At 65.8% G+C, this 21,577-nt stretch carries 20 protein-coding genes; 13 read left to right on the top strand and 7 right to left on the bottom strand.

The features are described from left to right. Window positions 1-7: 7 nt before the first annotated feature. The 8 genes from lpxB (at window position 8) to AC07O3_RS09140 (ending at window position 9,069) form a co-directional block, all read left to right on the top strand. Complete coding sequence (gene lpxB / locus AC07O3_RS09175; RefSeq protein ID WP_495339135.1) at window positions 8-1,156, top strand: lipid-A-disaccharide synthase; 1,149 nt, start codon at window positions 8-10, stop codon at window positions 1,154-1,156. After that, on the top strand, window positions 1,128-1,850 hold the full coding sequence (gene rnhB, locus AC07O3_RS09170; protein WP_097200801.1) for a ribonuclease HII: 723 nt from the start codon (window positions 1,128-1,130) through the stop codon (window positions 1,848-1,850). Before lpxB ends, rnhB begins: the two co-directional genes overlap by 29 nt. A 7-nt stretch (window positions 1,851-1,857) precedes the next feature. After that, a complete protein-coding gene (locus AC07O3_RS09165; protein WP_495339134.1) occupies window positions 1,858-2,643 on the top strand; it encodes a TrmH family RNA methyltransferase in 786 nt (261 codons plus the stop codon). A 142-nt stretch (window positions 2,644-2,785) separates the two neighbouring features. Continuing rightward, complete coding sequence (gene carA / locus AC07O3_RS09160; RefSeq protein ID WP_093056554.1) at window positions 2,786-3,979, top strand: glutamine-hydrolyzing carbamoyl-phosphate synthase small subunit; 1,194 nt, start codon at window positions 2,786-2,788, stop codon at window positions 3,977-3,979. Continuing rightward, complete coding sequence (carB, locus tag AC07O3_RS09155) at window positions 3,972-7,220, top strand: carbamoyl-phosphate synthase large subunit (RefSeq protein WP_093056555.1); 3,249 nt, start codon at window positions 3,972-3,974, stop codon at window positions 7,218-7,220. The genes carA and carB overlap by 8 nt, the downstream gene beginning before the upstream one ends. 8 nt (window positions 7,221-7,228) lie before the next feature. Then, window positions 7,229-8,098 carry a Kdo hydroxylase KdoO gene (kdoO, locus tag AC07O3_RS09150; RefSeq protein WP_495339133.1) on the top strand — a complete coding sequence of 290 codons (870 nt, stop codon included), beginning with the start codon at window positions 7,229-7,231 and terminating at the stop codon, window positions 8,096-8,098. Window positions 8,099-8,164: 66 nt separating this feature from the next. Further along, entirely contained in the window at window positions 8,165-8,641 is a 477-nt protein-coding gene (gene greA / locus AC07O3_RS09145; protein WP_056581276.1) for a transcription elongation factor GreA, read from the top strand. Window positions 8,642-8,652: 11 nt separating this feature from the next. Further along, window positions 8,653-9,069: a DUF4149 domain-containing protein gene (locus AC07O3_RS09140; protein WP_495339132.1), complete on the top strand. Its 417-nt coding sequence runs from the start codon at window positions 8,653-8,655 to the stop codon at window positions 9,067-9,069. Between the two features lie 31 nt (window positions 9,070-9,100). Here AC07O3_RS09140 and AC07O3_RS09135 read toward each other — a convergent pair whose 3' ends face one another. Both AC07O3_RS09135 and AC07O3_RS09130 read right to left on the bottom strand, forming a co-directional pair. Continuing rightward, on the bottom strand, window positions 9,101-9,859 hold the full coding sequence (locus AC07O3_RS09135) for a glycosyltransferase (RefSeq protein ID WP_373423630.1): 759 nt from the start codon (window positions 9,857-9,859) through the stop codon (window positions 9,101-9,103). Between the two features lie 2 nt (window positions 9,860-9,861). Further along, on the bottom strand, window positions 9,862-10,341 hold the full coding sequence (locus tag AC07O3_RS09130; protein WP_093056559.1) for a YhbY family RNA-binding protein: 480 nt from the start codon (window positions 10,339-10,341) through the stop codon (window positions 9,862-9,864). 33 nt (window positions 10,342-10,374) lie between these two features. Here AC07O3_RS09130 and AC07O3_RS09125 point away from each other — a divergent pair, with 33 nt between their 5' ends. The 5 genes from AC07O3_RS09125 (at window position 10,375) to AC07O3_RS09105 (ending at window position 15,874) form a co-directional block, all read left to right on the top strand. After that, complete coding sequence (locus AC07O3_RS09125; RefSeq protein ID WP_495339131.1) at window positions 10,375-11,043, top strand: RlmE family RNA methyltransferase; 669 nt, start codon at window positions 10,375-10,377, stop codon at window positions 11,041-11,043. Window positions 11,044-11,210: 167 nt separating this feature from the next. Continuing rightward, the gene (gene ftsH / locus AC07O3_RS09120) at window positions 11,211-13,127 is read left to right on the top strand and encodes an ATP-dependent zinc metalloprotease FtsH (RefSeq protein WP_093056561.1); all 1,917 of its coding nucleotides are present in this window, start codon (window positions 11,211-11,213) and stop codon (window positions 13,125-13,127) included. 115 nt (window positions 13,128-13,242) lie between these two features. Further along, on the top strand, window positions 13,243-14,061 hold the full coding sequence (gene folP / locus AC07O3_RS09115) for a dihydropteroate synthase (RefSeq protein WP_440534409.1): 819 nt from the start codon (window positions 13,243-13,245) through the stop codon (window positions 14,059-14,061). Continuing rightward, window positions 14,058-15,395: a phosphoglucosamine mutase gene (gene glmM, locus AC07O3_RS09110; RefSeq protein WP_093073895.1), complete on the top strand. Its 1,338-nt coding sequence runs from the start codon at window positions 14,058-14,060 to the stop codon at window positions 15,393-15,395. The genes folP and glmM overlap by 4 nt, the downstream gene beginning before the upstream one ends. Then, window positions 15,392-15,874 (top strand): GNAT family N-acetyltransferase, encoded by a 483-nt coding sequence (locus tag AC07O3_RS09105; protein ID WP_495339130.1) that lies wholly within the window; start codon window positions 15,392-15,394, stop codon window positions 15,872-15,874. The genes glmM and AC07O3_RS09105 overlap by 4 nt, the downstream gene beginning before the upstream one ends. Window positions 15,875-15,955: 81 nt before the next feature. On the opposite strand, the gene AC07O3_RS09100 is transcribed toward AC07O3_RS09105, so the two are convergent. The 5 genes from AC07O3_RS09100 to AC07O3_RS09080 all read right to left on the bottom strand — a co-directional run bounded on the left by AC07O3_RS09100 (window position 15,956) and on the right by AC07O3_RS09080 (window position 21,470). Next, on the bottom strand, window positions 15,956-17,227 hold the full coding sequence (locus AC07O3_RS09100) for an acyl-CoA dehydrogenase family protein (protein ID WP_093175711.1): 1,272 nt from the start codon (window positions 17,225-17,227) through the stop codon (window positions 15,956-15,958). A gap of 28 nt (window positions 17,228-17,255) precedes the next feature. Next, window positions 17,256-18,362, bottom strand: coding sequence for a phosphotransferase (locus tag AC07O3_RS09095; protein WP_307615139.1), 1,107 nt, complete (start codon window positions 18,360-18,362; stop codon window positions 17,256-17,258). Between the two features lie 17 nt (window positions 18,363-18,379). Continuing rightward, window positions 18,380-19,099: a Crp/Fnr family transcriptional regulator gene (locus tag AC07O3_RS09090; protein ID WP_093056566.1), complete on the bottom strand. Its 720-nt coding sequence runs from the start codon at window positions 19,097-19,099 to the stop codon at window positions 18,380-18,382. A 61-nt stretch (window positions 19,100-19,160) separates the two neighbouring features. Next, on the bottom strand, window positions 19,161-19,940 hold the full coding sequence (locus AC07O3_RS09085; protein ID WP_093056567.1) for an oxepin-CoA hydrolase, alternative type: 780 nt from the start codon (window positions 19,938-19,940) through the stop codon (window positions 19,161-19,163). A 9-nt stretch (window positions 19,941-19,949) separates the two neighbouring features. Continuing rightward, complete coding sequence (locus AC07O3_RS09080; RefSeq protein WP_495339129.1) at window positions 19,950-21,470, bottom strand: 3-hydroxyacyl-CoA dehydrogenase; 1,521 nt, start codon at window positions 21,468-21,470, stop codon at window positions 19,950-19,952. Window positions 21,471-21,577: the final 107 nt, after the last annotated feature.

The following is a 21,577-nucleotide window of genomic DNA, read 5'->3' as shown; positions in this document are numbered from 1 at the left end:
GACGGCGATGCAGAAGGACGAACAGCGACGTTTCGCGCTGGTCGCAGGTGAAGCCTCCGGCGACCTGCTGGCGGGTCTGCTGCTCGACGGCCTCCAGGCTCGTTGGCCCGATCTCCAGACCGCCGGCATCGGCGGCCCCCGCATGCTGGCCCACGGCTTCCAGAGCTGGTGGCCCCAGGAAAAGCTCGCGGTGCGCGGCTACATCGAGGTGCTGCGGCATTACGCCGAGATCGCCGGCATTCGCCGCAAGCTCAAGGCCCGACTGCTGCAGGAGCGCCCCGAACTCTTCATCGGCGTCGACGCGCCCGATTTCAACCTCGACCTCGAGGCCAGTCTGCGCAGCCACGGCATGAAGACGGTGCACTTCGTCTGCCCGTCGATCTGGGCCTGGCGGCCGGAGCGCATCGAGAAGATCCGGGCGGCGGCTGACCATGTCTTGTGCATCTTCCCGTTCGAGCCTGCATTGCTGGCGGAGCACGGTGTGGCTGCGAGCTATGTCGGCCACCCCATCGCCAACGTGATCCCGATGATGCCCGACCGTGCCGCCGCACGCGCCGCGCTAGGCCTGGTGCCTGATGCGCAGGTCGTCGCCTTGCTGCCGGGCAGCCGTCGCTCGGAAATTCGCTACCTGGCCGCCCGTTTCTTCGCTGCAGCCGCATTGATGCAGAAGGCGCGGCCGGAACTTCAGTTCGTGGCCCCCATCCTGCCGGGCCTGCGCGCCGAGGTTGAGGCCCTGCTGCAGGCCAGCGGCATGGCCGGGCGCGTGAAGTTGCTCGATGGCCAGTCGCACGCCGCGCTGGCCGCCTGCGACGCCACGCTGATCGCCAGCGGCACCGCCACGCTCGAGGCTGCACTGTTCAAGCGGCCGATGGTCATCGCCTACAACATGAATGCGCTGTCGTGGCGTTTCATGCAACGCAAGCAGTTGCAGCCCTGGGTCGGCTTGCCCAACATCCTGTGTCGCGAGTTCGTGGTGCCGGAGTTGCTGCAGGAAGCCGCCACGCCCGAGGCGCTGGCCCAGGCCACGCTGGCCTGGCTCGACGCGCCGGAAAAGACACAGGCCCTGCAACAAAGATTTTCAGAGCTGCATGTGCAATTGCAGCGCGATACGCCGACACTTTGCGCCGATGCGATCCAGAAAGTTCTTGAAGGCTGAGCAGGCCCCGCTGGTGTGGGACGCACCGGGGCTGATGGCGGGCGTCGACGAGGCGGGGCGGGGGCCCCTGGCCGGCCCGGTGGTGGCTGCGGCCGTGATCCTCGACGACCTGCGGCCGATTCGCGGCCTGGCCGATTCCAAGACTCTCACGGCCCTGCAGCGCGAGCGTCTGCACGACCAGATCCTGGCCAAGGCGCTGTGCTGTTCCATCGCGCAGGCCACCGTCGAAGAGATCGACACCCACAACATCCTGCAGGCCACCATGCTCGCGATGCGTCGCGCGGTCGAAGGGCTGCGGCTGAAGCCCGTCAAGGTGCTGGTCGACGGCAATCGCCTGCCCACGCTCGACGTGCTGGCTGAAGCCATCGTCAAGGGCGATTCGCGGGTGAAGGCCATTTCCGCTGCGTCGATCCTGGCGAAGGTGCACCGCGACCGGCTGTGCGAGCAGTTGCATGCCGAATTTCCGCACTACGGCTTTGCCGGCCACAAGGGCTACGGCACGCCCGAGCATCTGGAGGCGCTGCAGCGCCATGGCGCGTGTGTGCACCACCGCAGGTCGTTCAGCCCGGTGGCCGCGGCGCTCGCCCGCACGGGCGGCGTCTTGAATGTGGTGCTGCCCGCCGAATCTGAGCAACCGGCGATGCTGGTTGGGGTCGCCGAGGCCGTGCGCCCTGAACTCCGCGCCGCGCCCTGAACACCCGATGACCTCCGACACCGGCGCCAGCCACATCAGCTCGCGCGACAACCCGCTGCTCAAGGACCTGCGCAAGCTCGCGCAGGACCCGGGTGCTTACCGCAAGCTCGGCCGTCTCTGGCTCGAAGGCGACCATTTGTGTCGGGCGGCACTCGCGCGGGGCGTCAAGCCCGCGATTGCCGTGTTTTCGGAGTCTTTCTGGCCCCAAGCGCCTGCTGAATGGGTGAGCAGTGCTATCAAAACCGTAGTGGTTGCCGACGACCTGCTGCGTGGCGTCAGCGGGTTGGAATCGCCAGCGCCCATGGGCTTCGTGCTCGACCTGCCGTCCCGCCCGGAACTGATTCCCAACGCCCCCAGCGTCGTGCTCGACCGTCTGCAGGACGCCGGCAATGCGGGTTCCATCCTGCGCAGCGCCGCCGCCTTCGGCTTTACCCAGGTGATCGCGCTCAAGGGCACGGCCGCGCTGTGGGCCCCGAAGGTGCTGCGCGCCGGCATGGGTGCCCATTTCGGCCTGCGGCTGATCGAAGGCGTGGACGCCGACGTGCTCGACGGCCTGAAAGTGCCGCTGGTGGCGACCAGTTCGCACCACGGCGAGTGGCTCCACAAGGCCGAACTGCCGCATCCCTGCGCCTGGCTCATGGGCCACGAGGGGCAGGGCGTTTCGCCCGCGCTGGAAGCCCGGGCGACGCACCACATCCGCATTGCGCAGCCGGGCGGCGAGGAGTCGCTCAACGTGGCCGCTGCCGCCGCAATCTGCCTGCATGCGAGCGGAGCAGCCCTGCAGGCCAGATAACACACTCAGTCCGGGCTACAATCGGGGGCTTACTCGCAAATCAGCGTCGCCCGGCCGCCTTTAACGCCAAAATCCCCTTAAGCAGCAGCTCGCAGGCAACGCGCCTGGGGCTCCGGGCGACCGTAACCATCCGGAGAACCCAGTGCTTTTGTCTCTCAAGGGAAGTTTCCCGCCCGCCATCCTGGCGCTCGCAGACGGCACGGTCTTTCAAGGCAATTCGATCGGAGCCGCCGGCTCCACGACCGGTGAAGTGGTGTTCAACACCGCCATGACCGGTTACCAGGAAATCCTCACCGACCCGAGCTACTGCCAGCAGATCGTGACGCTCACGTATCCGCACATCGGCAACTACGGCGTCAACGGGGAAGACATCGAAGCCGACAAGATCCATGCCGCGGGCCTGATCATCAAGGACCTGCCCCTCGTCGCCTCCAACTTCCGCAAGACCGCCACGCTGACCGAATACCTCGTGTCCGGCAAGACGGTGGCCATCGCGAACATCGATACCCGCAAGCTCACGCGCCATCTGCGCACCCACGGCGCGCAGAACGGCTGCATCCTGGGCCTGGCCGAAGGCGAAGCCGTCACGCAGGCGCTGATCGACAAGGCCATCGCCGCCGCCAAGGCCGCGCCGAGCATGTCGGGCCTCGACCTCGCCAAGGTGGTGTCGGTCAAGCAGACCTACGAATGGACCGAAACCGAGTGGAAGCTGGGTTCGGGCTACGGCGTGCAGATCACGCCGAAGTTCCACGTCGTCGCCTTCGACTACGGCGTCAAGAAGAACATCCTGCGCATGATCGCCCAGCGCGGCGCGCGCATCACCGTGGTGCCGGCGCAGACGCCCGCGGCCGACGTGCTCAAGCTCAAGCCCGACGGCATCTTCCTGGCCAACGGCCCCGGCGACCCGGAGCCCTGCGACTACGCCATCAGCGCTGTCAAGGAACTGATCGAGACCGGCATTCCCACCTTCGGTATCTGCCTGGGCCACCAGATCATGGCGCTGGCCTCCGGCGCGAAGACCTTCAAGATGAAGTTCGGCCACCACGGCGCGAACCATCCGGTGAAGGACCTCGACAACGGCCGCGTGAGCATCACCAGCCAGAACCACGGCTTCGCGGTCGACGAGAAGTCGCTGCCAGCCAACCTGCGTCCCACGCACATCAGCCTGTTCGACAACACGCTGCAGGGCCTGGCGCGCACCGACAAGCCCGCGTTCTGCTTCCAGGGTCACCCTGAAGCCTCGCCGGGTCCGCACGACATCGGTTACCTGTTCGATCGCTTCACGGCACTCATGGAAAAGAACAAGACGGAAAAGACGGAGAAAGAGAATGCCTAAGCGCACAGACCTCAAATCGATCCTCATCATCGGCGCCGGCCCGATCATCATCGGCCAGGCCTGCGAGTTCGACTACTCCGGCGTGCAAGCCTGCAAGGCGCTGCGCGAAGAGGGCTACAAGGTCATCCTGATCAACAGCAACCCCGCGACGATCATGACCGACCCGGCCACGGCCGACGTCACCTACATCGAGCCCATCACCTGGCAGACGGTCGAGAAAATCATCGCCAAGGAGCGCCCCGACGCGATCCTGCCGACCATGGGCGGCCAGACCGCGCTGAACTGCGCGCTCGACCTTTGGCGCAACGGCGTACTCGACAAGTACACCGGCGCCGCCACCAACAAGCCGGTCGAGCTGATCGGCGCCACGCCTGAAGCCATCGACAAGGCCGAGGACCGCCTGAAGTTCAAGGACGCGATGACCAAGATCGGACTGGGCTCGGCCCGTTCCGGCATTGCGCACTCGATGGACGAAGCCTGGGCCGTGCAGAAGTCGGTCGGCTTCCCGACCGTGATCCGCCCCAGCTTCACGCTCGGCGGCACCGGCGGCGGCATCGCCTACAACCCGGAAGAATTCGAGACCATCTGCAAGCGCGGCATCGAAGCCTCGCCCACCAACGAGCTGCTGATCGAAGAATCGCTGCTCGGCTGGAAAGAGTACGAGATGGAAGTCGTGCGCGACAAGGCCGACAACTGCATCATCGTCTGCTCGATCGAAAACCTCGACCCCATGGGCGTGCACACCGGCGACTCGATCACCGTGGCTCCCGCGCAGACGCTGAGCGACAAGGAATACCAGATCCTGCGCAACGCCTCGCTGGCTGTGCTGCGCGAGATCGGCGTCGACACCGGCGGCTCGAACGTGCAGTTCTCCATCAACCCGAAGGACGGCCGGATGGTCGTCATCGAGATGAACCCGCGCGTGTCGCGTTCGTCGGCGCTGGCCTCCAAGGCCACGGGCTTCCCGATCGCCAAGGTCGCGGCCAAGCTGGCCGTGGGCTACACGCTCGACGAGCTGCGCAACGAAATCACCGGCGGTGCCACGCCCGCGTCGTTCGAGCCGTCGATCGACTACGTGGTCACCAAGATCCCGCGTTTCGCGTTCGAGAAGTTCCCGCAGGCCGACTCGCGTCTCACGACGCAGATGAAGTCGGTGGGCGAGGTGATGGCCATGGGCCGCACCTTCCAGGAGTCGTTCCAGAAGGCCCTGCGCGGCCTCGAAGTGGGCGTGGACGGTCTCAACGAGAAGACGCAAGACCGCGAAGTGCTCGAGAAGGAACTGGGCGAGCCCGGCCCCGAGCGCATCTGGTACGTTGGCGATGCTTTCGCCATGGGCCTGAGCGTGGATGAAGTGTTCGCGCTGACCAAGATCGACCCCTGGTTCCTGGTGCAGATCGAAGAGATCGTGAAGATCGAACTCGAGCTCGAAACCAAGTCGCTCGACGACATCGACCGCGACACGCTGCTGGCGCTGAAGAAAAAGGGCTTCTCCGACCGCCGCCTCGCCAAACAGCTCAAGACCACCGACACGGCCATTCGCGAGAAGCGCCGCGCCCTGGGCGTGCGCCCCGTCTACAAGCGTGTGGACACCTGCGCGGCCGAGTTCGCGACCAACACGGCCTACATGTACTCGACCTACGAGGACGAGTGCGAAGCCGACCCGACGGACAAGAAGAAGATCATGGTGCTCGGCGGCGGTCCCAACCGCATCGGCCAGGGCATCGAGTTCGACTACTGCTGCGTGCACGCCGCGCTCGCCATGCGCGAGGACGGCTACGAGACCATCATGGTCAACTGCAATCCCGAGACTGTGTCGACCGACTACGACACCTCGGACCGTCTGTATTTCGAGCCGCTCACGCTCGAAGACGTGCTCGAGATCGTCGACAAGGAAAAGCCGCTCGGCGTGATCGTGCAGTACGGCGGCCAGACGCCTTTGAAGCTCGCGCTCGACCTCGAAGCGAATGGCGTGCCGATCATCGGCACCTCGCCCGACATGATCGATGCGGCCGAAGACCGCGAGCGCTTCCAGAAGCTGCTGCACGAGCTGGGCCTGCGCCAGCCGCCGAACGCCACCGCGCGCACCGAACCCGAAGCTCTCGAAAAGGCCGCGGCCCTCGGTTATCCGCTGGTGGTGCGCCCGAGCTACGTGCTCGGCGGCCGCGCGATGGAAATCGTGCACGAGCAGCGCGACCTCGAGCGCTACATGCGCGAAGCCGTCAAGGTCAGCAACGATTCGCCGGTGCTGCTCGACCGCTTCCTGAACGACGCCGTCGAGTGTGACGTCGACTGCATCCGCGACGCCGAAGGCGGCACGCTGATCGGCGGCGTGATGGAGCACATCGAACAAGCCGGCGTGCACTCGGGCGACTCCGCCTGTTCGCTGCCGCCCTACAGCCTGAACGCCGACACGGTGGCCGAGCTGAAGCGCCAGAGCGCCGCGATGGCGGCCGCGCTGAACGTGGTCGGCCTGATGAACGTGCAGTTCGCGATCCAGCAGAAGGACGGCAAGGACGTCATCTACGTGCTCGAAGTGAACCCGCGTGCTTCGCGTACGGTGCCCTATGTGAGCAAGGCCACCGGCATCCAGCTCGCCAAGGTGGCGGCACGCTGCATGGCGGGCCAGTCGCTGAAGTCGCAAGGCATCACGAAGGAAGTGACGCCGCCGTACTTCAGCGTGAAGGAAGCCGTGTTCCCATTCGTCAAGTTCCCGGGCGTGGACACCATCCTTGGCCCCGAGATGAAGTCGACCGGCGAAGTGATGGGCGTGGGCAAGACCTTCGGCGAAGCCTTTGTGAAGTCGCAACTGGGTGCCGGCACGCACCTGCCGAAGTCGGGCAAGGTCTTCATCTCGGTGAAGAACAACGACAAGGCGCGCGCGGTCGAAGTGGCGCGCGGCCTGGCGAAGCTGGGCTTCGAGCTGATTGCCACCAAGGGCACGGCCGCCGCCATCAGCGCCGCCGGCATCGAGTGCGCAACGGTGAACAAGGTGACCGAAGGTCGCCCGCACATCGTGGACATGATCAAGAACAACGAGATTGCTCTGGTCATCAACACGGTGGAAGAGCGCCGCAACGCGATTACCGACTCGCGGCAGATCCGCACCTCGGCACTGCTGGCGCGTGTGACTACCTTCACCACGATCTTCGGTGCCGAAGCCGCGGTCGAGGGCATGGGCTTCATGGACGAACTCGGCGTGATCTCGGTGCAGGAGATGCACGCGCAACTGGCCTCGGCCTGAGCGTCATCATGGAAACGCAGCTCGTCGAACTGGACCTGACGGACTGGAACGCAGCCACGCCCAACGAGGCGTGGATCGCGGAACTGGAAGCGGGCAAGGTGCTGTACTTTCCGCGCCTGGGCTTCGAGCTGCTGCCCGAAGAGCGCAGCCTGCTCACGCCCAGCCTGCTGTCGCCCGACGTGCGCAACATCAGCCTCGACGCCAGCGGCAAGCTCAAGGGCGCGGTTGGCGACGAGGCGGTGCAGCGCATGGCGGCTGCAATGGTGGGGCGCTTTCGGGCGCAAGCCACGCAGCTGATTCACGGGCTGCTGCCGCACTACACGCCCGCCTTGCGGCTCGCACCTACCAGCTACCGACCGGCGAAGGTCGAGACGCGGGTGCAGTCGTGGCGCGCCGACGACCGGCGTTTGCACGTCGATTCGTTCCCGTCGCGGCCGAACTACGGCGAGCGCATCCTGCGCGTCTTCACCAATGTCAACCCTGAAGGCGCGCCGCGCGTGTGGCGCGTCGGCGAGCCTTTCGAGGACATTGCCAAGCGCTTCCTGCCGCGCGCCAAGCCCTATGTGCGCTGGCAGGCAAAGCTGCTGCGCGCCTTGCGCGTGACCAAGTCGTTCCGCAGCGAGTACGACCACCTGATGCTGCAGCTGCACGACGGCATGAAGTCGGACATGGCGTACCAGGAAAACTCGCCGCAGGAAACCGCCAAGTTCCCGCCCGGCTCGGTGTGGGTGTGCTTCTCGGACCAGACCTCGCACGCCGTGATGGCGGGCCAATACATGCTCGAGCAGACCCTTCATCTGGCCGCTTCGAAGCAATACAATCCCGAATCGAGCCCGCTCGCCATCCTGAGCCGGCTGACCGGACGCACACTCGTCTGATCAATTCCCTCAATCGACCGCCGAACGGCAGCGTTCGGCGGTTTCGCTTTATGGAGAACCAACAACATGGCAACCATCCCCATCACCAAGCGCGGCGCTGAAAAACTGCGCGCCGAACTGCATCAGCTCAAGACGGTGGACCGTCCCTGGGTCATCAATGCAATTTCCGAAGCACGCGCCCAGGGCGACCTGAGCGAAAACGCCGAATACGAAGTCGCCAAGGACCGCCAGGGCTTCATCGAAGGCCGCATCCAGGAAGTCGAAGGCAAGCTGTCGGCCGCGCAGATCATCGACCCGAGCGAGCTCGATGCCGGCGGCAAGGTGGTGTTCGGCTCGACCGTCGAGCTCGAGGAAGAGGAAAGCGGCGAAGCCGTGAAGTACCAGATCGTCGGCGAAGACGAAGCAGACCTGAAGCTCGGCCTCATCAACATTTCCAGCCCGATCGCGCGCGCGCTCATCGGCAAGGAAGAGGGCGACACCGCCGAAGTGCAGGCTCCTGGCGGCCTCAAGCGCTACGAGATCGTGGCCGTTCGCTACCTCTGATTCTTCGACCCATGAAAGACCGCGTTGCGCTGATGCTGGCCGCCTTCTGGTGGGGCAGCCTCACCACGATCGGTTTTCTGGTGGTGCCGCTGCTGTTCGCCAGGCTCGGCAACCCGTCGGTGGCTGGTAACTTTGCGGCGCAGCTGTTCGAGGCGCAGAGCTGGATCGCAATCGGCTGTGGGCTGATCCTGCTGATCCACTTCAGGGCCAAGGCCGACGATCGCATGAGCGGGCCAGCGATGACCGCCATCTTCTTCATCCTGGGAGCACTGCTGCTGGCGCTGCTTCAGCAGTACGCCGTGGCGCCTCGCATCCTGGCGCGCGAGAACCTCAAGCTGTGGCACGCCGTGGGCAGCGGCATGTACCTTGTGCAGTGGGTGTGCGTCGGCGTGCTGCTCTGGCGCATGGGCGCCCGCAAGTCAGACTGAATGGCAGGGGCGGCAGCAGCCGCCTCCGTGCTTACTCTTTCCAGTACTTCGCGACCCAGCGCGCCGGCCGGATGAACCGGAAGGCCCGGTTGCGGCGGCCCGCCAGCGCGTCCGGTGGGTTGCACTCGCCATGGAACACCATGATGCGTGCGCCCTCGGGCACGAAAGGCTCTTCCCAGTAGTTGGTCGGCCAAGTCGGGATGCCGTGGTACTTGAAGCTCGGGCACCAGCCGTCGGGCCAGTAAGCCAGCTTGCCCTGGTTGTGGAGCACGTCCGACAGGTAGGCCTGCTCGTTGCGGTATTCGGCCTGGACCTTGTCCATGTTGGCGCGGAAATACGCCAGCACGTCGGCGTGGGCGCCCAGCTCGAAGCGGTAGACCGACGAATTGCCCGTGATTCGCTCGCGCCGCCAGGGGCGGGCGTAGTCGTGAATGATCAGGAATTCACCGGGTTGCTCGAAGAAGGCGTCCAGGCTGCCCACCACGACCACGTCGAGGTCGAGGAAGAGGGCGGGACCGCGCAGGCCGTGCAGGTCCTGCTCGAAGGTCGTGAGCTTCTTCCAGGCGCCGTCGCGCTGGCCGGGGGCCAGGTGCAGGTTGAGCGGCGGAATCGGCAGGCAGGTCACCTCGGGGCGAACGCCGTTGCCATCGTCGGTCAGACACACGAACTTGAAGTCGCCGCTGAGGTTGCGGCGGACCATCGCGTAGAGGCGGTTGACGTATTCGGGGCCGTATTTCGTGCCCCACTTCATGCAGAGAATATGGCGCTGGGCGCCTTGCGCTGCCACCAAGCTCAGTCCGCCTGGTTGCGCTTCTTGGCCGACAGGGGCCGTTTTGCCTTGGCGCGCTTGATGGTGCCGCCAGGGGTCAGGCGCTGGTTGCCGAGCACGCGCAGGGTCTTGATTTCAGGCCGTTGGCCGCCGCGCTTGCTGTACTTGACGATCTTCACGTCGCGCGGGCCGGGCATGCGGTCTTCATCGACCACGCGCTCCTTTTCGGGCTTCGGGCGCCACAGCACCAGCAGCTTGCCGATATGTTGAATGGGGGCGGCATCGAGCTCGTCGGACAGTTCGCGCAGCATGGCGTCGCGGGCGAGGCGGTCGTCGGAGAAGACGCGGATCTTGATCAGGCCATGGGCCTTGAGCGCCGCGTCGGCTTCTTTTTTCACGGCAGGGGTGAGCCCGTCTCCACCGACCATGACGATCGGATCCAGGTGGTGAGCTTCGGCGCGGTGCACCTTGCGCTCGGCAGGGGTAAGTTGAATGGCGGGCATCCCCGTATTATCGACGCCTACACGAAGACCCTCATGATCACCAAAGCCAAAAGCAAAAAAGTCAATAAAGCGTGGCTTCACGACCATATCAACGACCCCTACGTGAAGCTCGCCACCAAGGAGGGTTATCGCGCGCGCGCCGCCTACAAGCTCAAGGAGATCGACGAGTCGCTCGGCCTCGTCAAGCCGGGCCAGCTGGTGGTGGACCTCGGATCCACTCCCGGCGCCTGGAGCCAGTACCTGCGCCGGCGCATGTCGCCCGGCGGCGCTGCGGCCGGCGAGTTGAACGGCACCATCGTTTCGCTCGACATCCTGCCGATGGAGCCCATCGAGGGCGTGACCTTCCTGCAGGGGGATTTCCGCGAAGATGCGCTGCTGCAACAGTTGCTGGGTGTCCTGGCAGGCCGCAAGGCCGACCTGGTGGTGTCGGACATGGCACCCAACCTGTCGGGCATCCATTCGGCCGACGCCGCCCGGGTGGCGCACCTGATCGAGCTTGCAATCGATTTTGCCCAGCACCACCTGAAGCCCGAGGGGGCGCTGGTGGCAAAGCTGTTCCACGGGAGCGGCTACGACGAGCTGGTGAAGCTCTTCAAGGCGAATTTCCGCATCGTGAAGCCCTTCAAGCCCAAGGCGTCGCGGGATAAATCAGCCGAGACTTTCCTGGTCGGCATGGGCCTGAAGGCCCCGGATACGCCTTGATACCTTGCCGCCGAGAGTGCGTTTGTGGCGCAAACCCTTGTCAGGCTATGGCTGCATTAGGGAAATGCCCGCTTTTCGTAGCTTGAAAAGCCTAAAATGGGGCGCAATTGCGTACCCACAGCGCGTTTTTTCATTTAACTGTCACGCGCTTTAGCCTGGAGCTTCGTTTGAACAATCAGTGGTTTTCCAAAGTTGCCGTATGGCTCGTCATTGCCATGGTGTTGTTCACTGTGTTCAAGCAGTTCGACACCCGCGGTGGCGTCGGCTCGGGGACAGTCAGCTACTCCGAGTTTCTGGACCAGGTCCGCAACAACCAGGTCAAGAGCGCCGTCATTCCTGAGGGCGCTGCCGGCGGCGAGATCGTCGCAGTCACCAATGACGATCGCAAGATCCGCACGACCGCCACGGTGCTCGACCGCGGCCTCGTGGGCGACCTGATCGACCACAACGTCAAGTTCGACGTCAAGCCGCGCGAAGAGAGCTCGCTGCTCATGACGCTGCTGGTCAGCTGGGGCCCGATGCTGCTGCTGATCGGCGTCTGGATCTACTTCATGCGGCAGATGCAGGGCGGCGGCAAGGGCGGGGCGTTCAGCTTCGGCAAGAGCAAGGCCCGCATGATGGATGAGAACAACAACACGGTCACTTTTGCGGACGTCGCGGGCTGCGACGAGGCCAAGGAAGAAGTCCGTGAAGTGGTCGACTTCCTGAAAGACCCGCAGCGCTTCCAGAAGCTCGGCGGCCGCATTCCTCGCGGTTTGCTGCTGGTTGGCCCTCCCGGCACCGGCAAGACGCTGCTGGCCAAGTCGATCGCCGGCGAAGCCAAGGTACCTTTCTTCTCGATTTCGGGTTCCGACTTCGTTGAAATGTTCGTCGGCGTGGGCGCGGCCCGTGTTCGCGACATGTTCGAGAACGCCAAGAAGAACGCCCCTTGCATCATCTTCATCGACGAAATCGATGCGGTGGGCCGTCAGCGCGGCGCCGGTCTCGGCGGCGGCAACGACGAACGCGAACAAACACTCAACCAGATGCTGGTCGAGATGGATGGCTTCGAAACCAACCTCGGCGTGATCGTGGTGGCAGCCACCAACCGCCCCGACATCCTGGACGCCGCTCTGCTGCGCCCCGGTCGCTTCGACCGTCAGGTGTACGTCACGCTGCCCGACATTCGCGGCCGCGAACAGATTCTCGGCGTGCACATGCGCAAGGTTCCGCTGGGCCAGGACGTGAATCCGAGCGTGATCGCTCGTGGCACGCCCGGCATGTCCGGCGCCGATCTGGCCAATCTCTGCAACGAAGCCGCCCTGATGGCCGCCCGTCGCAATGCGCGCGTGGTCGAGATGCAGGACTTCGAGAAGGCCAAGGACAAGATCTTCATGGGCCCTGAGCGCAAGAGCATGGTCATGCCCGAGGAAGAGCGCCGCAACACGGCCTACCACGAGTCCGGCCACGCCCTCATCGGCAAGCTGCTGCCCAAGTGCGACCCGGTCCACAAGGTCACGATCATTCCGCGTGGCCGCGCCCTCGGCGTGACCATGAGCCTGCCTGCGCAGGACCGCTACAGCTACGACCGCGAATACATGCTGAACCAGATCAGCATGCTGTTCGGCGGCCGTATCGCCGAAGAAGTGTTCATGCACCAGATGACCACCGGCGCGAGCAACGACTTCGAGCGCGCGACCTCCATCGCCCGCGACATGGTCACGCGCTACGGCATGACCGACGCGCTGGGCCCGATGGTCTACGCCGAGAACGAAGGCGAAGTGTTCCTGGGCCGTTCGGTCACCAAGACCACGAACATGAGCGAGCAGACCATGGAAAAGGTCGACTCCGAAGTGCGCCGCATCATCGACGAGCAGTACGCCCTGGCGCGCCGCCTGATCGAGGAGAACAGCGACAAGATGCACGCCATGGCCAAGGCGCTGCTCGAATGGGAAACCATCGACAGCGAACAGCTCGACGACATCATGGCCGGCCGCGCACCGCGCCCGCCCAAGGACTGGACGCCGCGCATCCCGCCTTCGGGCAGTGGTGGCAGCGGCGGCACGCCGGCAGTCAACCCTGACCCGGCGCCCACTGCGGCCTGAGGTGGACTTGGCATCAAGCAACAACGGGGCCTCTGGCCCCGTTTTCCATGGGGCGCCATCCGGCGGGGTGTGGCAGACCTCGCGCTTTCGCATCGACCTCGCGCAGCCGCGCGTGATGGGCATCGTCAACGTCACGCCCGATTCGTTCTCGGACGGTGGTGCCCACGCTTCTACCCAGGCGGCGCTGCAGCACTGCGAGCAGTTGCTGAAAGAGGGCGCCGACATCCTCGACATCGGCGGCGAATCGACCCGCCCCGGCAGCCCCGCGGTGCCGCTCGACGCCGAACTGGCGCGTGTGCTGCCCGTGGTGCGCGAGGCGGTGAAGCTCAACGTGCCAATCTCCATCGACACCTACAAGCCGGAGGTGATGCGCGCGGTGCTCGACCTGGGCGCGGACATCGTCAACGACATCTGGGCGCTGCGGCAGCCGGGCGCGCGTGAAGCCGTTGCGGCACACCCTTCGTGCGGCGTCTGCCTGATGCATATGCACCGCGACCCGCAGACCATGCAGGCTGTGCCCATGGCGGGCGACGTGATCCCCGAGGTACTGTCTTTCCTCACGGCGCAGGTGCAACTTCTGCGCGCGCTGGGGGTCGACCATTCGCGCATCACGCTCGACCCCGGCGTGGGCTTCGGCAAGACGGTGGCGCAGAATTTCGCCTTGCTGGCACGCCAGCGCGAGCTGCTTGCCGCCCGCTATCCGCTGTTGCTGGGCTGGTCGCGCAAGTCGTCGATCGGCGCGGTCACCGGTATCGAGGCGGCGGGTGAGCGCATCGTGCCCAGCGTCGCGGCTGCCGTGCTGGCAGTGGACCGGGGAGCGGCCGTGGTGCGCGTGCATGACGTGCGCGACACGGTTGCCGCGCTCGCGGTATGGCGCGCCATGAAGGCGCAAGAGTCACAACAACAAACACAAGAGCAGACATCAACACCATGACTCGCAAATATTTCGGCACCGACGGCATCCGTGGCACTGTCGGCCAGGCGCCCATCACGCCAGACTTCGTACTGCGCCTAGCGCACGCCGTTGGCCGCGTGCTCAAGAAGACCCAGTCACGCCCTACGGTGCTGATCGGCAAGGACACGCGCATCTCGGGCTACATGCTCGAGTCGGCGCTCGAGTCGGGCTTCAACTCGGCCGGTGTCGACGTGGTCCTGCTCGGCCCGCTGCCAACACCTGGCGTGGCCTACCTCACGCGCGCCCAGCGCGCGAGCCTCGGCGTGGTGATCAGTGCGAGCCACAACGCCTACCCCGACAACGGCATCAAGTTCTTCAGCGCGCAGGGCACCAAGCTCGATGACGCTTGGGAACTGGCCGTCGAAGCCGTACTGGAAGAAGCGCCGGTGTGGGTGGACTCCGCCAATCTCGGCAAGGCCCGCCGCCTCAACGACGCGCCCGGCCGCTACATCGAGTTCTGCAAGAGTACCTTCGCCAACGACCTGACCCTGCGCGACATGAAGCTGGTGGTCGATGCGGCGCACGGCGCGGCCTACCAGGTGGCGCCCAACGTGTTCCACGAGTTGGGCGCGGAAGTGACCAGCATCGGTGTCTCGCCCGACGGGCTCAACATCAACAAGGGCTTCGGTGCCACGCATCCCGAGGCCCTGGTAGCCGCGGTGACGACGCAGCGGGCGGACTACGGCATTGCCCTCGACGGCGACGCCGACCGCCTTCAACTGGTCGATGCCAGTGGGCGGCTCTTCAACGGCGACGAACTGCTCTACCTCATGGTGACCGAGCGCATCGCGCGCGGCGAGAAGCCGGTGGGCGTGGTCGGCACGCTCATGACCAACAAGGCCGTCGAAGTCGCGCTGCGCGGGCATGGCATCGAGTTCGTGCGCGCCAAGGTCGGCGACCGCTATGTGCTCGAAGAACTCGACAAGCGCGGCTGGCTGCTGGGCGGCGAGGGCTCCGGCCACCTGCTGGCGCTCGACCGCCACACCACTGGCGACGGCATCGTGAGCGCACTGCAGGTGCTGCAGGCTTGCGTGCGCAGCGGCAAGACCGTGGCGCAGCTGCTCGAAGGCGTCACGCTGTTCCCGCAGACGCTGATCAACGTGCGCCTCGCGCCCGACCAGGACTGGAAAGCCAACAAGGCGCTAGCAAGCGAAACGCAACGCATCGAGGCCGAGTTGGGCGACAGCGGCCGCGTGCTGATCCGTGCGAGCGGCACCGAGCCGCTGGTGCGTGTGATGGTCGAGGCGCGCGATGCGAAGCAGTCCGAGTCGTGCGCCAGGCGCCTCGCCGCCACGCTGGAGCCGGCGAAATGAGCATCGAAACCTTCGTGGTGGACTACCGCGACGCCGCGCAGGCTGCCGCTCTGGTGGACCTTCTCGATGCCTATGCCAGCGACCCGGCCGGCGGCGGCACACCGCTCGATGCCGATGTGCGCAAGAGCCTGCCCGCGGCACTGGCGGCACGTCCCCAGGCCTTCAGCGTGCTGGCCTACGACGGCGGGCAGCCCGTGGGCCTGATCAACTGCATCGAGGGCTTCTCGACCTTCGCCTGCAAGCCGCTGGTGAACGTGCACGACGTGGTCGTGCTGCCCAGCCACCGCGGACAACGCGTGGCGCAGAAGATGTTCGCGCAGGTGGAGCAGGAGGCGCGCAGGCGCGGTGCCTGCAAGCTCACGCTCGAGGTGCTGTCGGGCAACGCGCCCGCGCTGCGCGCCTACGAGCGCGAAGGGTTCATGGGCTATCAGCTCGACCCAGCGTTCGGCAACGCTGTCTTCCTGCAGAAGAAGCTCTGAAAAGAAAGAGGGCCGAGGCGAATTAATCGCCGTCGGCCCTCACCCCAGCCCTCTCCCCAAGGGGAGAGGGAGCAAGTCAAATCAGAAGCGCGTCACCGGCATTTCGGCGTCGGCCTTGTTCGGCGCGTACTTGCCCAGCTCCCACTTGGCGATCGCGTTGCGGTGCACTTCGTCCGGACCGTCTGCAAAGCGCAGCGTGCGTGCGCCGGCATAGGCGGCCGCGAGCGGAAAGTCGTCGCACATGCCGCCGCCGCCGTGCACCTGCATGGCCCAGTCGATCACCTGGCAGGCCATCGACGGTGCGACGACCTTGATCATCGCGATCTCGTTCTTGGCGACCTTGTTGCCGGCCACGTCCATCAGCCAGGCGGCCTTGAGCGTGAGCAGGCGGGCCATGTCGATCTTGCAGCGGGCTTCGGCGATGCGTTCCTGCGTCACGGTCTGCGAGGCCACGGTCTTGCCGAAGGCCACGCGCGACGAGGCGCGCTTGCACATCAGTTCGAGCGCGCGCTCGGCCAGGCCGATCAGGCGCATGCAGTGGTGGATGCGTCCCGGGCCAAGGCGGCCTTGTGCAATTTCGAAGCCGCGGCCTTCGCCGAGCAGCATATTGCCGGCCGGTACGCGCACGTTCTCGAAGTACATCTCGACGTGGCCGTGCGGTGCGTCGTCGTAGCCCATCACGTTCAGCGGGCGCACGATGCGGATGCCCTTGGCATCGGCCGGCACCACGATCATGCTTTGCTGCGAGTGGCGGGGCGCGTCGGGGTCGCTCTTGCCCATGGTGATGAAGACCGCGCAGCGCGGATCGGCCGCGCCGGAAATCCACCACTTATGGCCATTGATGACGTACTCGTCGCCCTGGCGTTCGATGCGCGTGGAGATGTTGGTGGCGTCGCTCGATGCCACTTCGGGTTCGGTCATCGCGAAGGCCGAGCGGATCTGGCCTTCGAGCAGCGGCTTGAGCCAGCGTGCCTTGATTTCGTCCGAGCCGTAGCGCGCAATGGTCTCCATGTTGCCGGTGTCGGGCGCCGAGCAGTTGAAGGCTTCGCTCGCCCACGGCACCGCGCCCATGATCTCGGCCAGCGGGGCGTATTCCTGGTTGGTCAGGCCCGCGCCTTCATAGCCCGAGGCGGCGGCGCTGTCGACCGGCAGGAACAGGTTCCACAGGCCCTGGGCCTTGGCCTTGTCCTTCAGCTTCTCGACCGTCTTGAGGGCCGACCAGCGCTTGCCGGCCACCGTGTTGGCGGCCAGTTCGGCGTGGTACTCGGCTTCGGCCGGATAGATGTGGTCGTCCATGAACGCCTTGACGCGTTTCTGCAGGTCTTTGGTCTTGGCCGAGTATTCGAAATCCATCTTCGTCTCCTGGTGGGTGTGGGGCGGCTTATGCCTTTTGGGCAAACTGCCAGGCCATTTCGGCCATGGGGCGGGCGCCGCGGGCCGAGGCCACGGCTTGTTCGCTCGACGCGGTGCCGGCCTCGACCCGCTTGGCAATGCCTTGCAGGATCGCGGCCATGCGGAACAGGTTGTAGGCCTGGTAGAAGTTCCAGTCGGGCGCCAGCGCCTCGGGCGTGCTGATGCGGGTGCGTTCGCAATAGCGGCGGATGTATTCGCTCTCGGTGGGAATGCCCAGCGAGACGAGATCTACACCACCGATGCCGCGCCCCGTGCTGGGCGGCATGTGCCAGGACATGCAGTGGTAGCTGAAGTCGGCCAGCGGATGGCCCAGCGTGGAGAGCTCCCAGTCGAGCACCGCGATGATGCGCGGCTCGGTGGCGTGGAACATCACGTTGTCGAGGCGGTAGTCGCCGTGGACGATCGACACCTTGCTTTCGTCGCGTGCGCTCGCCGGCATGTGGGCGGGCAGCCAGTCGATCAGCCGCTCCATGGCCTCGATGGGCTGCGAGAGCTCGCCAGCGCCGTCGGCCGAGGCCTTGTACTGCTTGCTCCAGCGGCCGATCTGGCGCTCGAAGTAGTTGCCGGGCTTGCCGTAGTCGGCCAGGCCGCGGGCGGCGAAGTCGACCGTGTGCAGCGCCGCGATCACGCGGTTCATCTCGTCGTAGTAAGCCGCGCGCTCGGCGTTGCTGAAGCCGGGCAGCGACTGGTCCCACAACACGCGGCCCTGCATGAACTCCATGACGTAGAAGGCGCGACCGATGATGGCTTCGTCTTCGCACAGGCAATGCATGCGCGGCACAGGCACGTCGGTGCCGGCCAAGCCGCTCATGACCTTGAATTCGCGCTCCACCGCATGGGCCGAGGGCAGCAGCTTGGCGACCGGGCCCGGCTTGGCGCGCATCACATAGCTCTGCGAGGGCGTGACGAGCTTGTAGGTCGGGTTCGACTGGCCGCCCTTGAACATCTCGACCGTCAGCGGGCCTTTGAAACCGTCGAGGTTCTTCTCGAGCCAGGCCGCGAGCGCATCGACATCGAAAGCGTGCTGTTGCGAGACGGCACGGGTGCCGATGAAGTTGGAGAAGTCCTGGCTCATGTCTGCTTTTTGGTTTGTCAGTGCTCTGCTTCGGAGACGCGCATCAAGGCTGCTCGGTCCAGAACCACAAGGCCGCCCGGCTCGATCCGGATGGTGCCCTCGCGTTCCATGGTCTTCAGTTCCTGGTTGACCCGCTGGCGCGACGCGCCCAGCAGTTGCGCCAGTTCTTCCTGCGCCAGTTGCAGGCCAATACGCATCTGGCTGCCGTCTTCCAGGTTCGGCACGCCGTAGCTGCGCACGAGGTGAATGAGCTGCTTGGCCAGCCGTGCCCGCAGGGGCAGGGTGTTGAGGTCTTCCACCAGCCCGAACAGCGTGCGGATGCGGCGCGCCTGCAGCCGCATCAGCGCTTCGTACAGCTCCACGTGCGACGCCAGAATCTTCTGGAAGTCGGCCCGCGCCACGCACAGGATGGTGCTGTCGCCATGCGAGTAGGTGTCGTGCGTGCGCCGGTCCCCGTCGAACATCGCCACGTCGCCGAACCAGATGCCCGGCTCCACGTAGGTCAGCGTTACCTGCTTGCCCGAGACGGCCGTCGAACTCACGCGCACCGCGCCCTTGGCGCAGGCAATCCAGTGGTCGGGCGGGTCGCCGCGGGCAGCGATCAGGTCGCCGTCCTTGTAGCGTTTGACAAAGGCGCATCGGAGGATGTCGTGCCGTAGCGATGGAGAAAGAGAAGAAAACCAGCGACCACTGTTGATCGCTTCACGTTCTTCGATGGTAAGAATGGGGTCGTCCATTGGTCTGTCCTCTCGGCGACTGAAAAGCTGGGGGGTGTCACGGGAGCGACGCCGTTTGGCGTTACTCGTACTGCGGCGGCTTCTTCTCGAGGAACGCGGCGATGCCGATGCCCGCGTTCGCATGGTGCAGGTTGCGCACGAAGTGGTCGCGCTCCTGCGACAGCTGCGAAGCCAGCGTGGCGCCCCGTGCCTCGCTGAGCAGTTCCTTGATGCTGGCCAGCGAATTCGGCGCGCGCGCGTTGAGCTTGGCGGCCAGCGCCAGCGCACCCGCGAGCGCCTGGCCGTTTTCGGTGAGTTCGTTGACGAGGCCCAGCGCATGCAGGCGCGGCGCGCCGATGCGCTCGCCGTTCATCAGCCATTCGCTTGCCAACTGGCGAGGCAGCTGCTGCCCCAGGTGCCAGCTCAGGCCGCCGTCGGGCGACAGCGCCACGTTGCTGTATGAGGCCGCGAACACTGCGTCGCGCGCCGCAACCACGAAGTCGCAGGCCAGCGCGAGCGAGAAGCCGGCGCCCGCGGCAGCACCTTCGACCGCCGCGATGATCGGCTTGGGAAAGGTGCGGATCGAATCGATCCAGTTGTGCAGGCCCTCGATGCTTTCGGCCTGTACGGAGCGGTCGAGCTGCCGGTTGGCCAGAAGCCGCTGCAGCGAGCCGCCGGCGCAGAACCATGAGCCTTCGCCCACGATGACGACGCTGCGGATCTCGGCGCTGTTCTCGGCGCCGTTGAGCGCCTCGATACCGGCGGCGTAGATTTCGGGGCCCAGTGCGTTGCGCTGGGTGGGGTTGGCGATCGTCAGCACCATGGTGCTGCCTTCGCTCGTGCTTTTGAGTTCGGCGGTCATGGCTTGTTTTTATTCTTCTTCGTGCAGCAGGCTCAGGCCCAGCGCGCCGCGGCGGCGCAGCCACGGGCTCGGGCGATAGCGCGGGTCGCCGTAGACCGTCTGCAGGTTGAACAGCACTTCGAGCATGTTGGTCGGACCGTAGAGGTTGCCCATGGCGAGCGGCCCGCGCGGATAGCCGAGACCCAGCTGCACCGCGGTTTCGAGGTCGGCCGGCGTGCACACGCGCTGCTGGCACATGTCGGTGGCGATGTTGACGATGGTGCCGATCACGCGCTGCGTGACGAAGCCGCCGCTGTCGCGGATCACGCTCACGGCCTTGCTGTCGCGCGCGAAGAGGGCGTGCGCGGCATCGCGAATGTCGCGGCGGGTGGCGGGGTTGGTGGCGAGCACGCGGCGCTTGGTGGCGGCGTCGTCGATCAGCATGTCGATGCCGACGGTGCGCGTGGCGTCCAGGCGTTCGACCGCGGCGACCGTGGTCACATCGAAGCCCAGCGGTGCAACCAGGATCAGCGAATGCGGCGCGGCCGTGGCACCGCTGTCGATCTGCGCGCCCAGCGTGTTCACCAGGCGCAGCAACTCGGCGCGGCGTGCTGCGCGCGGCGACACCCAGACCGAAGGCGTGCCCTCGACCACCGGCGGCGGCGGCTCGGGCGTCTGTTGCATCACGCCATCGTTGTAGCGGTAGAAGCCCTCGTTCGTCTTGCGACCCAGCGCGCCGGCTGCCAGGCGCTGCGCGGTGATCACGCTCGGGCGGAAGCGCGGCTCTTCAAAGTACTGGTGGTAGATCGATTCCATCACCGGGTGCGACACGTCGAGCGCCGTCAGGTCCAGCAACTCGAACGGGCCGAGGCGAAAGCCGGCCTGGTCCTTGAGGATGCGGTCGACGGTCACGAAGTCGGTCACGCCTTCGCCGACGATGCGCAGCGCCTCGGTGCCGTAGCCGCGGCCCGCGTGGTTGACGATGAAGCCGGGCGTGTCCTGCGCCTGCACGGCGCTGTGGCCCATCTGCACCGCATAGTCGGCCAGTTGCTTGCAGACCTCGGGCGCGGTCTTGAAGCCCGCGACCACCTCGACCACCTTCATCAGCGGCACGGGGTTGAAGAAGTGGAAGCCCGCGATGCGCTCGGGCCGCTTGAGGCCGGCCGCGATGGCCGTCACCGAGAGCGAAGAAGTGTTGGTGACCAGCGTCGCGGTCTCGGCCACCACGCCTTCGAGTTCGCGGAACAGCTTGCGCTTGACTTCCAGGTCTTCGACCACGGCTTCGATCACAAGGTCGCAGCCTGCCAGCGCCTGGATGGAATCGACGGCCTTGACGCGCGCAATCTGGGCATCGCGCGTGGCGGCGTCGATCTTGTTTTTCTCGTGCAGCTTGTTCCATTGGGCGACGAGGGCTTCGCGGCCGCGTTCTGCGGCGCCCGCGAAGCTGTCGAGCAGCAGCACTTCGCTGCCCGCCTGGGCGGCGATCTGCGCGATGCCGCGACCCATGGCGCCGGCGCCGATGACGCCGATTCGGGAGTAGTTCACTGTCATTTGCTGGAGATTTTCACTGGTTGGGTGGTTCCGGGCCTGCCGTGCAGGCGCCAATGCAGGTGTCGACGCAGGTGCCGCGCAGATGCTGCTGTCGAAGGCTCCGATTT

This window comes from Variovorax sp. GW821-FHT09D05, assembly GCF_059416325.1.
This window is presented reverse-complemented; position numbering and strand designations above follow the sequence as displayed.